General features: G+C 62.8%; 12 protein-coding genes and 1 pseudogene. 9 read left to right on the forward strand and 4 right to left on the reverse strand.

The window, feature by feature from the left end; all coding sequences use genetic code 11:
- Positions 1-156: 156 nt before the first annotated feature.
- From NKI58_RS08520 to NKI58_RS08550, 7 genes and pseudogenes are all read left to right on the forward strand, one after another.
- Positions 157-369: pseudogene (locus NKI58_RS08520) on the forward strand (LacI family DNA-binding transcriptional regulator); the annotation flags it as partial.
- 198 nt (positions 370-567) lie between these two features.
- The gene (locus NKI58_RS08525) at positions 568-1,905 is read left to right on the forward strand and encodes a DUF6600 domain-containing protein (protein ID WP_352824328.1); all 1,338 of its coding nucleotides are present in this window, start codon (positions 568-570) and stop codon (positions 1,903-1,905) included.
- 310 nt (positions 1,906-2,215) lie between these two features.
- Positions 2,216-3,271, forward strand: coding sequence for a LacI family DNA-binding transcriptional regulator (locus tag NKI58_RS08530; RefSeq protein WP_352786260.1), 1,056 nt, complete (start codon positions 2,216-2,218; stop codon positions 3,269-3,271).
- Between the two features lie 82 nt (positions 3,272-3,353).
- Positions 3,354-4,607 (forward strand): ABC transporter substrate-binding protein, encoded by a 1,254-nt coding sequence (locus NKI58_RS08535; RefSeq protein WP_352786262.1) that lies wholly within the window; start codon positions 3,354-3,356, stop codon positions 4,605-4,607.
- Between the two features lie 174 nt (positions 4,608-4,781).
- Positions 4,782-5,711, forward strand: a complete 930-nt coding sequence (locus tag NKI58_RS08540; RefSeq protein ID WP_352452309.1) for a carbohydrate ABC transporter permease — start codon at positions 4,782-4,784, stop codon at positions 5,709-5,711.
- Entirely contained in the window at positions 5,711-6,568 is an 858-nt protein-coding gene (locus NKI58_RS08545) for a carbohydrate ABC transporter permease (RefSeq protein WP_352617427.1), read from the forward strand. The genes NKI58_RS08540 and NKI58_RS08545 overlap by 1 nt, the downstream gene beginning before the upstream one ends.
- Before the next feature lie 27 nt (positions 6,569-6,595).
- A complete protein-coding gene (locus tag NKI58_RS08550; protein ID WP_352786265.1) occupies positions 6,596-8,578 on the forward strand; it encodes a glycoside hydrolase family 127 protein in 1,983 nt (660 codons plus the stop codon).
- Here the strand turns inward: NKI58_RS08550 and NKI58_RS08555 are convergent.
- Entirely contained in the window at positions 8,565-9,305 is a 741-nt protein-coding gene (locus tag NKI58_RS08555; RefSeq protein ID WP_023674368.1) for a gamma-glutamylcyclotransferase, read from the reverse strand. The two genes, NKI58_RS08550 and NKI58_RS08555, sit on opposite strands and share 14 nt — an antisense overlap.
- Positions 9,306-9,612: 307 nt before the next feature.
- Here NKI58_RS08555 and NKI58_RS08560 point away from each other — a divergent pair, with 307 nt between their 5' ends.
- Together NKI58_RS08560 and NKI58_RS08565 are read left to right on the forward strand one after the other, a co-directional pair.
- The gene (locus tag NKI58_RS08560) at positions 9,613-10,770 is read left to right on the forward strand and encodes a putative hexosyltransferase (protein ID WP_352739180.1); all 1,158 of its coding nucleotides are present in this window, start codon (positions 9,613-9,615) and stop codon (positions 10,768-10,770) included.
- Positions 10,757-11,389 carry a hypothetical protein gene (locus NKI58_RS08565; RefSeq protein ID WP_352786268.1) on the forward strand — a complete coding sequence of 211 codons (633 nt, stop codon included), beginning with the start codon at positions 10,757-10,759 and terminating at the stop codon, positions 11,387-11,389. Before NKI58_RS08560 ends, NKI58_RS08565 begins: the two co-directional genes overlap by 14 nt.
- Here the strand turns inward: NKI58_RS08565 and NKI58_RS08570 are convergent.
- Genes NKI58_RS08570 through NKI58_RS08580 form a run of 3 tightly spaced genes read right to left on the reverse strand, consistent with a single transcriptional unit; the run spans position 11,386 to position 13,526 of the window.
- Positions 11,386-11,826, reverse strand: a complete 441-nt coding sequence (locus NKI58_RS08570) for a GtrA family protein (protein WP_352707211.1) — start codon at positions 11,824-11,826, stop codon at positions 11,386-11,388. The two genes, NKI58_RS08565 and NKI58_RS08570, sit on opposite strands and share 4 nt — an antisense overlap.
- Positions 11,819-12,511: a class I SAM-dependent methyltransferase gene (locus NKI58_RS08575; protein WP_352786270.1), complete on the reverse strand. Its 693-nt coding sequence runs from the start codon at positions 12,509-12,511 to the stop codon at positions 11,819-11,821. The genes NKI58_RS08570 and NKI58_RS08575 overlap by 8 nt, the downstream gene beginning before the upstream one ends.
- Positions 12,486-13,526 carry a glycosyltransferase family 2 protein gene (locus NKI58_RS08580; RefSeq protein ID WP_352786448.1) on the reverse strand — a complete coding sequence of 347 codons (1,041 nt, stop codon included), beginning with the start codon at positions 13,524-13,526 and terminating at the stop codon, positions 12,486-12,488. Before NKI58_RS08580 ends, NKI58_RS08575 begins: the two co-directional genes overlap by 26 nt.
- Between the last annotated feature and the right edge of the window lie 53 nt (positions 13,527-13,579).

The following is a 13,579-nucleotide window of genomic DNA, read 5'->3' on the forward strand; positions in this document are numbered from 1 at the left end:
GATGCAGGTCGCCAGCGGAATGGCACCTTTCTGGCTAGTTCGTTCCAGAATCGGACCGTCGGCTTCCGGCCCAAAAACGCGACGTCCGAGTAGTGGTTCGGTGATGACCGCTCTTTAGGCGCAACGCGGTCGTTGCGGGATAACCGCTCGCTCGCGTTGTCTGCCCACCATGCCCGCTTGCATTGCCGGCAGCCCGTCACCCTCCGCGAAGTGGCCGCCCTTGCCGGCGTCAGCGTTGCCACGGCGTTGAACGGCAGGGGCGGATGACGGCCGAGACGCGCGAGCGGATTCGCGAGACGGCGCAGCGGCTTGGCTTTCGCCCGAACAGCCTGGCGCAGAGCCTGTTGCGGCGGCTCCTTTACCGTCGGGCCCACTGACCAACGATCTATCGCCGCGCCTTCGGCGCGCATTTGTGACCGCCCTCATGAAGCAACTCTGATATTTGGCATCATTGTGCGATGCCAAGCCGTCGCGTGAGCGGATGCGGGTAGCGTCAGCAAAGTGGAACAATCCGGCAGCCGACGGGTTTGTACGATGAAGGGCGATCTGTTTCGGAGGAAGATTACGATGAAACGCGTCCTTGCCGACCATGCGGTACGACTGATGCTCGGCGGCGTAACCGCCTGTCTGCTCACGGTCGTCGAGATTCCCAACCCGATCATGCCATTGTCGCTTGTGTCCGAGGCAAGGGCTGCCACCACCGTTTCGATCAGCACGTTCTACGAAGACCTGTCTTCCTATGGTGATTGGGTCTCGTATCACGGAGCGACCGTTTTCGTGCCGGTTGATGTGCCTGACGATTGGCGTCCGTATACGCTTGGACACTGGGTCTATACCGAGCAGTATGGCTGGCTCTGGGTGTCCGACGAGCCATTCGGCTGGGCGACGTACCATTACGGCCGGTGGGGCTATGCCGACGATATCGGCTGGTACTGGGTTCCGGGCACTCGCTGGGCGCCAGCATGGGTGAGTTGGCGTCGTGACAGAGAGCACATCATTTGGGCGCCGCTGCCGCCCCGCCGCGATCCGGATTTGATTTCCATCGAGGTGACCTTCGACACGACGCCGGATTATTACTGGGTTGTGGTCCCCACCCACGAATTCCTTGCCGCGGACATTTCTGTGGTCGTTATTCGTGATGAGCCGGAGTTTGTGCGCATTGTCGAGGCGGCCGAACCGGCCGGCGACGTGACGATCCAGAACAATTTGGTGATCAACAAAGTCATTGATGTCGATGTGATCGAAAAGGAGACGAACCAGAAGGTGACTGCCGTCAAGGTTAGCAAGACCGACGCGCTCGAGCAGTCCGGCAAACTGGAAAACGATACGGTCGCTGTCTTTGAGGGCGAGGTGAAAGCCGACCCTAGGGCCAAACCAGCTAAGCTCAAAGACATCGAGGAGGTGAAGCAGGTTCAGGCTGGCCGGAAATCGAAGCCGACCGAAGGCGCTGCAACGACCGAGCAGGCCAAGCCCGAAGAAACCGCCAAGCCTGAGAAGTCGAAGGCCAAGGAGCAACCCGCCGCCGAGCAGCAGCAGGCTGAGCCCGAACAGACGGCCAAGCCTGAGAAGCCGAAGACCAAGAAGCAGCCCGCCGCCGAGCAGCAGCAGGCCGAGCCGGAGCAGGCGGCCAAGCCTGAGAAGCCGAAGACCAAGAAGCAGCCCGCCGCCGAGCAGCAGCAGGCCGAGCCCGAGCAGGCGGTCAAGCCTGAGAAGCGGAAGGCCAAGAAGCAGCCCGCTGCCGAGCAGCAGCAGGCTGAGCCGGAGCAGGCTGCCAAGCCTGAGAAGCGGAAGGCCAAGGAGCAGCCAGCGGCCGAGCAGCAGCAGGCCGAGCCCGAGCAGGCGGTCAAGCCCAAGCCACAGAAACAGAAAAACAAGGCGTGCGATCCACAGACTGAGAACTGCTAGCTCTGCGGGTAGACTGCGGCACCCCGATTATTTGATCGCGGTGCCCGTAAAACGGCAATGCACGCCAAAGCTGCTCGCCCTCTTTCCTTCGTGCCGCCACGGCAGATCCTGGACCCAGGGCAGCGAGTCGTAGTTGACTGCCGAACATGCCTGTAACCAGGCCATTCCCTCTTGCCATCCTTGCATCCTTCCCCTAATCTTCCTTTTGAGAAAACCTTTTCCCAAATCGCCCCGCACCCGCTGACCTCACCCCTCAGCACCCCGCAGGGCCATAAGAGAAAAGCTTTTCTCAAATGGGAGGATCAATATCATGGCGCCCGACGTCCAGCCAACGCCCGCTAAGCAGCCCGTCACCTTGCGTGAGGTGGCCGCACTTGCCGGCGTCAGCGTGGCCACGGCATCGAAGGCGCTGAACGGGCAGGGGCGGATGACCGCCGAGACGCGGACCCGTATTCGCGAGACGGCGCAGCGGCTTGGCTTTCGCCCGAACAGCCTGGCGCAGAGCCTGTTGCGGCGGCGCTCCTTTACCGTCGGGCTGTTGACCAACGACACCTATGGCCGCTTTTCGCTGCCGCTGATGGCCGGCGTTTCCGATGCGCTGGTCGATGCCGGCGTCTCGGTGTTCCTGTGCAATGTCGAGGACGACCAGCGCCTTGCCCAGCTGCATGTCGATGCCATGCTCGACAAGCGCGTCGACGGCATCATCGCCACCGGCAAGCGCATCGACCGCCATCTGCCGGTCGATCTCGCCAATCTCGGCATTCCGGCAATCTACGCCTTCACCGAACCCGATCCCGGCGCCATCGCTTTCGTGTCCGACGATGCCGGCGGCGCGCGGCTGGCGGTCGAGCATTTTTGCCGGCTGGGACGGCGGCGCATCGGCCATGTCAGCGGTCCGGCGAGCTTTGCCGTGGTGCATGCCCGCGCCGAGGCCTATCGCGCGGTGCTGGCCGAGAACGGCCTGCCGGTCATGGAGCCGCTGCTCGGCCCGTGGTCGGAGGCCTGGGGGCACGAGGCGGTCAAGACGCTGTTCGACGGCAAGGGACGCGATGGCAACGGGGAAAAACCCGATGCGGTGTTTTGCGGTAACGACCAGATCGCGCGCGGCGTCATCGACGCCTTGCGCGAGCGCGGTATCGGCGTGCCGGACGAGGTCGGCGTCATCGGTTTCGACAATTGGCAGATCGTCGCCGAGGCGACGCGGCCGCCGCTGACCTCGGTCGACATGAACCTTTCAGCACTTGGCCGCGAGGCCGGCCTTGCCTTGCTTTCGCTCGTCGGCGGCGAACCCGCTTTGCCGGGCATCAGAAAACTGCCGTGCCGGCTGGTGGTGCGTCAGTCATGCGGCCGTCCGCCGGACGGCTGAACGAAACGGGCCGTTCCGATTGGCACCCGCTTGGGGCGCGGCTAAATTAAAACGCTAAATTAAAACCATGTGGAGGAGAAGCATGAAAACCAACATTACCGGGCTCGCCATCGCCGCGAGCATTTTCGGCACGCTGGCGACAGCCGGCTCGGCCGCCGCCGACACCGCCAATATCTGGGTTCGCGCCGACGGCTCGAACTTCATGCCGCGCATTGTCGATGCCTTCAACAAGGGGCATCAGAACCAGATCAAGCTCGACATCATCCCCAACGCCGAAATCATCCCGAAATACGGCGCCGCGGCTGCCGGCGGCACCGCGCCCGATGCGCTGTCGCTCGACCTGATCTACACGCCGTCCTTCGCCGCCGCCGGCCAGTTGGAGGACATCACCGACTGGGCGAAATCGCTGCCCTATTTCGCCAGCCTGTCGCCGGCGCATGTCAAGACCGGCACCTATAAGGGCCGCATCTATGGGCTGCCGTTCTCGGCAGACTCCTCGGTGCTGATCTGGAACAAGAAGCTGTTCAAGCAGGCCGGCCTCGACCCCGAAAAAGGCCCGACCAACTGGGCCGAGATCGAAGCCGACGCCGAAAAGGTCAACGCGCTCGGCGGCGATATCAAGGGCTTCTACTTCTCCGGCAATTGCGGTGGCTGCAACATCTTCACCTTCACGCCGCTGATCTGGGCCTCGGGCGGCGACATCCTGACGGAGGACGGCTCCAAGGCGACGCTGGATACGCCGCAGATGCGCGGCGCCATCGACCTCTACCGTTCGATGGTCAAAAAGGACCTGGTGCCATCAGGCGCGCAGACCGACACCGGCTCCAACTTCTTTGCCGCCTTCGCCACCGGCAATATCGGCATCTCGCCGTCCGGCGCCTTCGCCATCGGCGCGCTCAACACGCAATATCCCGATATCGACTACGGCATCACCTTCCTTCCCGGCAAGGATGGCAGCTGGTCGTCGTTTGCCGGCGGCGATAATTTCGTCGTCACCAAGGGCACCACCAAGGTCGCGGTGGTGAAGGAGTTCCTCGATTTCGCCTATTCGCTCGAGGGCCAGACGATCCTGGCGAAATACGGCAGCCTGCCGGTGCGCGGCGACATCGCCAATGAGGCGCTGAAGGAACTCGACCCGCGCTACAAGGTCGCCGCCGAAGCCATGGCCAAGGGCCGCACACCCTATTCGGTGGTGTTCAACGACCTGATCAACTCGGCCAACGGTCCGTGGAACCAGATGATGAACGAGGTCTTCTTCGGCGAAGACGTCGACGGCGCCATCGCCAACGCGCAGGAGACCATGCAGTCGATCATCGATTCGGCGCCGCAGAAGTAAAGCGCCACCTCCCCCTCGAGGGGAGGTCGGACCGAAGGTCCGGGTGGGGTCCTAAGTGAAACGCGCCGACAGAAAGAACCGTCGGCGCACTTCGCAGACGACCCCACCCCCGGCCTTCGGCCGGACCCTCCCCTCAAGGGGGAGGGGGACGTAGCGCTAACGGAAGACCACGGCATGACCACCATCACAGCAACCACCGCCGCGCCAGCGCGCGCATACAAACTGGTCGGCGCCGGCCGCCGGCAGTGGATCGGCCTGCTCTATGTCGCGCCGGCCGTTGCCCTTGTCGTCGTCTTCTTCATCGTGCCGCTTTGCATGACCGCCTGGATGTCGCTGCACAACTGGCCGCTGATGGGCGCGCATAGCTTTATCGGCCTCGACAATTACTGGGCGATCCTGCGCGATACCCGTTTCTGGAACGCTCTGAAGTTCACCGGCTATTACACGGTGGTGGTGACGATCGCGATCTTTGCCGTCGCCTTTCCGCTGGCGCTGTTCATCGAAAGGCCGCGGCAGCTGACCGGCTTCTACCGGACGTCCTTCTTCATGCCGGCGGTCATCGGTTTCGCTTCGGCGAGCCTTTTGTGGTCGTGGCTGCTCAATGTCGATTCCGGCCTGTTCAGCCCGGCCGCCTTCGAGCTTGGCCTGACCGAGAAGAAATTCAACCTGCTGGCGACCTTCCAGCCGGCCTTCTGGTCGATCATCGCCATGGTGGTGTGGAAGGTGGCGGGCTTCACCATGATCATCCTGATGACCGGCCTGCAGTCGATCCCGCCGGACCTGCAGGAGGCGGCGATGATCGACGGGGCAGGGCCATTCGCGCGGTTCCGGGCGATTACCTTGCCCTTGATGCGCCGCACGCTGGCGCTGGCGCTGATTCTGTCGGTTGCCGGCTCGATCCTCGCCTTCGACCAGTTCTACATCATCCTGCGCGGCGGGCCGCGCAACCAGACGCTGACCGCCGTCTACTGGATCTTCAACCAGTCCTTCGTGTCGTTCAAGCTCGGCTATGGCGCAGCACTTTCGATGGTCCTGCTGGTCATCCTGGTGGCGCTCAGCCTCATCCAGCTGCGACTGCTGCGCAATCCCGAGGGGGTCGACTGATGGCGCAGGCAAGGAGCCGCAAACGCCGCATTGGCATGCAGATCGCCGAGCACTCGACCGGCATCATCGCATCCATACTGTTCCTGGCGCCGATCGCCTGGACGGTGCTTTCGGCGTTCAAGCCGGCGCAAGAGGCGCGCCAGCCGCCGCTGCCGCCCTGGCCGACGACCGGCTTTTCGCTCGAGAACTACGCCACGCTCAACACCTTTGGCGACGGCCTCTGGCTGCCGGCGCAAAACAGCATCTATGTTTCGGTCATGACCGTGGTGCTGTCGGTGATCGTCAGCGTGCTCGCCGGCTACGGTTTCTCGCGCTTCCGTTTTCCGCTGAAGAACCTGCTCTTCGTCGTCATCCTGTCGACGATCATGATCCCGTTCCAGTCGATCCTGACGCCGATCTTCCTGGTGCTGACAAAAATCGGCCTGCACAACACGCTGACCGGGCTGGTCTGCGTCTACGTCACGCTGCAGCTGCCGTTCTCGATTTTCATGATGCGCAACGCCTTCGACGCGGTGCCGCGCGAGATCGAGGAAGCCGCGCGCATGGACGGCGCCAACAATGTCACCATGCTCTTGAGGGTGATGCTGCCGCTGGTCTGGCCGGGCATCGTCACCATCGCGCTGTTTGCCTTCCTCGGCGCCTGGAATGAGTTTTTGGCGGCCCTCGTGCTGATGACCGACCAGTCCAAATTCACGCTGCCGATCATGATGACCGCACTCCAGTCCGGCCGCTTCGGCGCCATCGACTGGGGCGCCGTGCAGGCCGGCGTCACCGTGATGATGGTGCCGTGCCTGGTGCTCTTCCTGCTGCTGCAGCGCTTCTACATCCGCGGCCTCATGGCAGGGGCCGTGAAGTGACCAACCGAACCGAACCGGAGTAAATTGATGACCGCATCGCAATCCGCCAGTCAGGGCGCCAAGCCGAAACTCGCCTTCCGCCCGCTGCCGGTGCCGCAGGTCGATGTGCGCGGCTTCTGGGGCGACCGCGTCGATGCCGTCGCCTCGAAGACCGCCGGCATCCTCTATGACCGCTGCGTCGAGGCGCGCATGCTCGAGCAGATCGACCCGGACCGGCCATCGCCGGGCGTCGTCATTCCGTTCCACTCACCCTCGCCGGACGAGGCAGCCACCGCCGGCAACGAATTCACCGGATCGACGGTGACGACGCAGATGTTCTGGGACTCCGATTGGGGCAAGACCATCGAGACCGCCGCCTATTCGCTCTACCGCCGCCGCAACGACGAGCTGGAGAAGAAGATCGACGCCGTCATCGACATGTACGGCAAGCTGCAGCAGCCCGACGGCTATCTGTCGAGCTGGTACCAGCGCATCCAGCCCGGCCTGCGCTGGACCAATCTGCGCGATTGCCACGAGCTCTATTGCGCCGGCCACCTGATCGAAGGCGCGGTCGCCTATTACCAGGCCACGGGAAAACGCAAGCTGCTCGACATCATGTGCCGCTATGTCGATCACATCGCTGAGACGTTCGGTCCCGAGCCCGGCAAGAAGAAGGGCTATTGCGGCCATGAGGAGATCGAGCTGGCGCTGGTCAAGCTGGCACGGGTGACCGGCGAGCGCAAATGCATGGAGCTTGCCAGATATTTCATCGATCAGCGCGGCCAGCAGCCGCATTATTTCGACGAGGAGGCGCGTGCCCGCGGCGCCGACCCCAAGGCCTATCATTTCAAGACTTACGAATACAACCAGTCGCACAAGCCGGTGCGCGAGCAGGACAAGGTCGTCGGCCATGCGGTGCGGGCGATGTATCTCTATTCGGGCATGGCGGATATCGCCACCGAATACGGCGACGACACGCTGCGGGTGGCGCTCGACCGGCTGTGGGACGACCTCATGACCAAGAACCTCTACGTCACCGGCGGCCTCGGGCCGTCGTCGCACAATGAGGGTTTCACCGCCGATTACGACCTGCCCAACGACACCGCCTATGCCGAAACCTGTGCTTCGGTCGGCCTGGTGTTCTGGGCAAGCCGCATGCTCGGCATGGGCCCCAATGCGCGCTACGCCGACATCATGGAGTGGGCGCTCTACAACGGCTCGATCTCCGGCCTGTCGCTCGACGGCTCGCTGTTCTTCTACGAAAATCCGCTCGAAAGCCGCGGCGCCCACCACCGCTGGAAATGGCACCGCTGCCCGTGCTGCCCGCCCAATGTCGGGCGCATGGTCGCCTCGATCGGCAGCTATTTCTACGGCCTGTCGGACGACGCACTCGCCGTCCATCTCTATGGAAACGGCACGGCTCGTTTCGATATCGCCGGGACGCAAATAGAGCTCACCCAGACGAGTAACTATCCCTGGGACGGCGCGGTCTCGATCTCCGTCGAACCGGAAGCTCCGACCGCGTTCACTTTGCACCTGCGCTTGCCGGCCTGGTGCCGCAAGGCAGCGCTCAAGGTGAACGGCGCAGATGTCGATCTGGCTGCTGTCACCAGCGACGGCTATGCCGCGATCCGCCGCGAATGGCGCAAAGGCGACCGCGTCGAGCTCGACCTCGAAATGGCCGTCGACCGCCTCTACGCCAATCCGCAGGTGCGGCAAGATATCGGCCGTGTCGCACTGGCGCGCGGCCCGCTGATCTATTGCGTCGAGGAGACCGACAATTCCAGCCAGCTGCACCGCATCGCCTTGCCGCGAACGACCGACATCGAGGCGCATCAGCAGCCGAACCTTCTGGGCGGCGTCGTGACACTTTCGGCGATTGCCAAAAAGGAGGCTTTCGAAAACTGGGAAGAGGGGCTCTACCGCACCGAACCGCCGGCGGTCGAGGACGCGAAAATCACCGCCGTGCCGTATTTCGCCTGGGACAACCGCGACCCCGGCGAGATGCTGGTCTGGCTCAGGGACGAATGAAGCCCGATCGCAGCGCCCGACCGATCTCCTCGGCCACAAGTTCCTGCAACTGCCAGAGATTGCGGTCGCGGATGCCGCAGGCGTCGAGATGGCGAATGGTCTCGAACAGATATTCGGCGCCCGAACCCCAATGGCCGACGGCCGTGGCCAGGGTCGCCGCTATCGCTCGCTTTTCGAGCTTGCCGGCATAGCGCGGATTGGCGGGATCGACAACGAAACCAAGCGCTTGGCCCGTGCCGTCGCCCGTCCTGACCTGCAGCCAGCGCGGCACGTTGACGGCCGGCAGGATGGTCATCTCACGTCGCAGCAACGTTTCGAGATTGGCCCCCACTGGCTCGGCGATCTCGAATACCATGCCCTGACACTGGCCGCCGCGGTCGAGGGCCATCATCAGGCCGGGCTGCTCGATGGTGCCCCTGAAGCGCTGCACCGTAAAACAGAACGAACGATGCCAGCCCGTCGCCACGGCCCGTTCGCCACCCCTGACCTCGCCGGCCGGCTTCCACAGCAGCGAGCCATAGGCGAACAGCTTCACCGGCCCGCCCGGCGCGCCGGCCAGCACCTCGTCGCGAATGCGCGCGTAATCGGCATCGGTCATGTAGACCATGCCCGGCGTCGGCCCGGCATCCTCGACCGCACGCAAGGTGCGGGCGACCAGCGCCTCGGTCAGCGCCATCGGTGTCTTGCGCGGCGAACGCCGTGATGCGGCGGAAATGACCTTGCTCATCCTCATGCTCTCAGCCTTGCCGCCATGTTGCCGAAGGCTGGAGGATTCTCAAGGGCCGAGTACACCGGCGGTATCAGGATTCGAACTGTCGTGTACAACAGCTTGACTGCACAAATACCCACGCGACGGGTTAAACGCGTCGACTGAACCCATTTCAACGTGATGCGGCGAGATGCTGGTCTGGCTCAGGGACGCCGGATAGGCGGTATCGCCAATTTTTGAGCCGCGTTGCATGCCTTGAATTCGCCCGGGCGCGCGTCATCTAGCTTTGAGTGGCGCCAGTCACTTGAACGGGTGGAGGCAGATTGTGGCGCTCGAAGCTGTCGCGCGTCCCGGCGGTCGCTATATTGCGGTCGCCGTCGTGGCGGTGCCATTGCTGTTCGTCGTCGGTGGACTGGCCATTCGCTATGCGGCATTTGCCTCGATCTCGGCGGAACCAGGCTTCGCAGCCTATGCCCAGGCGCTCTGCCGGTGGGATTGCGCGTGGTATGTCGACATTTCCGAACACGGTTATGAGCGCTTTCCCATTCCAGGCCAGAGCAATGTCGGACGCTGGGGCTTCTTTCCGCTCTATCCGATGCTGGTGGCGGCAATCCGGTCTGTTTTCCCTTTGCCGACGATACTGCTCGCGTCGATCGCATCGATTGCGTGCAGCTACGCGGCCTGTCTGGTGGCGTGGCCGCTGCTCGAGAAGAACATGCGCGCTTATGTGCTGTATTGCGCCTTTCTGCTCAGCGGCCCGTTCTCCTTTCACTTCACGACTTTCCTGACCGAACCTCTTTTCGTGCTCCTGACGTCGTGCGTTTTTCTGGCACTCAAACGCTCCAGCTATCTGACCGCGGGGCTGTCATCGGCTCTGCTGTCGGCAACCAGGCTCGTCGGAGTGCTTGTTGTATTTGCGACTGTCATTCAGATGTTCAGGGATTACCGCGCAAAGGGCGGATCGGCGCTTTCGTTCCCACGTTGGGTGCTTGGCCGACCGGATCTGCTCGTTGCAATTCTCATCTCGCCTGCCGGCTTGTTCGCCTACATCCTGTTCCTCTATCTGACGGTCGGGGACGGCTTTGCCTTCCTGCACGTCCAGCGCGCGTTTGGACGGGTGGCGGGCAATCCGCTCGCCTTCATATGGGATGGACTCTCGGCCGTTCCGACGACTGGATGGCTGCCTACGGCGCCGCAATGGAGCGCGCTCGCCGCACTCATAGGACTGGCGCTATCGGCGGTTCTGGCGGTTCGCAGGCAATATGGTGCCGCGCTGTTCTGCGCCTGCTGCATCATCCTGCCGCTGATCACGAACCTGGCCTCGATGGTCAGATACGTCATTGGGCTTTCGCCTCTGACAATGTTGCTGACCACGTTGTTGTCGGCGTCGAAGCTGACTTTTCTTTCGGCTCTGGGTCTCTTCCTGGGCGCCTGCTATTTCATGACGGTGGCATGGATCGGGGGCTATCTTGCCCTGGTCTAGCACTCCGGGCCCGCATCGGCGCGCGGCCTCGCTTGGCGGCTACACGCTGGCGGCGGTTCTGGCCGGGGCGGAAGTCATCATCCTTGCGCTTGCTCTCAATCCAGACGTCAATGCCGACTATCGCGCCTATTACATCGACCGGACGACAACCTGCCTCAATCGCGATGCGGTCGGCAGCTACACCCTTGGCCAGACGGTGTCGTTCCGGTCCGACGGAGCCAAAAAGGCAGCCGGCATGAGGGTCTGCGGCTGGTCGGGACCGGTAGCCGACGGCACCCATTCGCTGGGCGAGACCTCGCGGCTTCGCCTGGAGATACCGCCGCTTCGCGACGGCCTGACTGCCACGCTGCAAATGGCCGCCGTCATTCGTCCGCCACAGATCACGCAAAGGGTTGTGATCTCGGTGAACGGCGTTCGGGTGCATGCGGTGACGCTGTCCGGCAAAGAGCCACGCACCGTCTCGTTCGTCATCCCACCGGCGGCTCTCGCCGAGGCCAAGACACTCGACATCGCCTTCGACTACCTCGACGGCATTCCGCAAACTCCTGCCGCCAGCAACATCTATAAGCGCTCCATCAAATTGTTGTCGCTCCGGCTCGATCCCACTGACGCGGATTAGGGCGGGCGATCGCGCTGCTGGCCGCGTCTTCGCTGCGCAAAAACCCAGCGGTCGAGCATGAGGAGATTGACCGCTGGAACAAGCAAGCATGTAACCAGGATGGCAATGATCGGCGGCAGACTGAGTTTCGCCGTCAAAAGCGCCGGCGCCGCGTAAGCCACCGCGAAGCCGGTTGCCGTCAGCAAGAGAAAACGCGGAGCCTCCGATCGATGCGATCCGCTCGACGCGAAGGTCACGAACTTATGCGCGAGATAAGAAAACAGGGCGGCAGCGGTATAAGCTGCAAGCGAGGCACCGACCGGCGAGAGGCCGAACCGTTGCCATTCGACCAAAGCCGTGGCCATCACTGCATATAGGATCGTTGCAGCGATGCCGACCGACCCGAAGCGCGCCAGCAGCCTCAGCCCGGCGTCGCCGGTCGAACGGCGCTCAGACATGCGCACTGCACGCATACTGCGCTCCAAGCGGCAAAGGCGCGAATACGCGCTCGACTCTTCTGGCCAAGGGCCTTGCCGAGGGTAGCAGCAGAAAATGCTCGGAGCGGATGTGGCTGAAGCCTGTTTCCTGAAAGAGGGACCTTGCTCTGGCGGCTTTGAGCAGGACTGCGTCCTGATCGAACGGACACCGGAACACCGCAAGGCGCGTCATCGGATTATAGGGATTGTGCTCGATGATGCAGGCGATGCCGCCTGGCCGCACGACGCGCCGCATTTCCAGGAAGAAATCGAGCCAGGAGGAGGGCGTAACGTGATGGACGACACAACTGGCGAAAGCCAGATCGAACGTGCCGTCCTCATAAGGCAGCCCCTGCGTGCTGCAGGTCCTGTAGGCCACACGCGGATTGTGTTGGCTGGCGCGCAAAATCGAGTCTTGCGAGACGTCGCAACCATCGAGGCTGTCGAAAGCGCCGTCGAGATAGGGGTGGAGCGAACCGACGCCGCAGCCGACATCCAGCGCCCTTACAGCCGACCCACCCTGCCGAAGCTTTCGCTCGACCACCAAACGCCGCAGCAGGTCCGCCTTGGCGATAAGGAAGAAGTCGTGCCTGAGTCCGGAAAACCGGATGGACCCTTCGACCGCCTCGCCGTAGTTGGAATTATAGCTGTCGAAGAGTTCGCCCATTGGCGGGGACTCCACTCCTGGGCTTGTGAAACGATTGGCGGCGCTTACCAGAGACGGCACGCATCGCCTCGTCGAAGCCGGTGAGCCGATCGATCACGTACAGCGGGCGGCGTTTCACCTCGGCGTGGATGCTGCCGACATAGAGCCCGACCACGCCGGTCATGAAAAGATTAATGCCGCACAGGAGCGACACGATCACCACCGTGGATGTCCACCCGGCAATGACGCCGGCTTCAAAAAACCAGGCAAACATGGCGTAGGCACCAAAGACCACCGCCAGCGCGGAAATGGCCAATCCGCCCCAGAGCGCCAGGCGCAACGGCTTCTCGGAGAAACTGACGATGCCGTGAACCGCAAGGTGCATCATCTTCCAGAATGGGTATTTGGTCTGGCCCAGGGTTCGCGCGTGGCGCTCAAATGGCACTGCCGTCTGCTTGAAGCCCATCCAGCCGAACATGCCCCTGACGAAGCGGTCATGTTCGGGCATATGCTTGAAGGTTTCCAGCGCCTTGCGGCCGACCAGGCGAAAGTCGCCGACGTCGCGCGGAATATCGACCGACGTCATTTTCTCCAGCAGGCGATAGAAAAGACTTGCCGTAAAGCGCTTGAACCGGGATTCGCCGTCGCGCTTGACTCGGCGGGCATAGACGATCTCGAAGCCTTCCTTCCACTTTGCCACCAGATCGAGAACGACCTCCGGCGGGTCCTGCAAGTCGGCATCCATGACGATGACGGCATCGCCCGCAGCGGCATCCATACCGGCGGTAATCGCCATCTGGTGGCCGAAATTGCGGGAAAATTCGATCAGCCGAAAACGCGGCTCGGCGGCAACCACCTTTCGCAGGTATTCGACGCTTCCGTCGAGGCTTCCGTCATCGACGAAGATGGCCTCCGTTTCTCCGTCCAACCGGCCGATCAGGCAACTGATCCGCTCGATCAGCCGAGGCAGCACCTGTTCTTCATTGTATATGGGCAGGACCAGCGAGTAGCGAGGCGGTGACCTGTTCACCGTCATTCCAGGGTCGTGGACCACAGACTCTCGCATGCGGTTGAAAATGGAACGCAAGC

The organism is Mesorhizobium sp. M0522, assembly GCF_040321085.1.
Classification (GTDB): domain Bacteria; phylum Pseudomonadota; class Alphaproteobacteria; order Rhizobiales; family Rhizobiaceae; genus Mesorhizobium.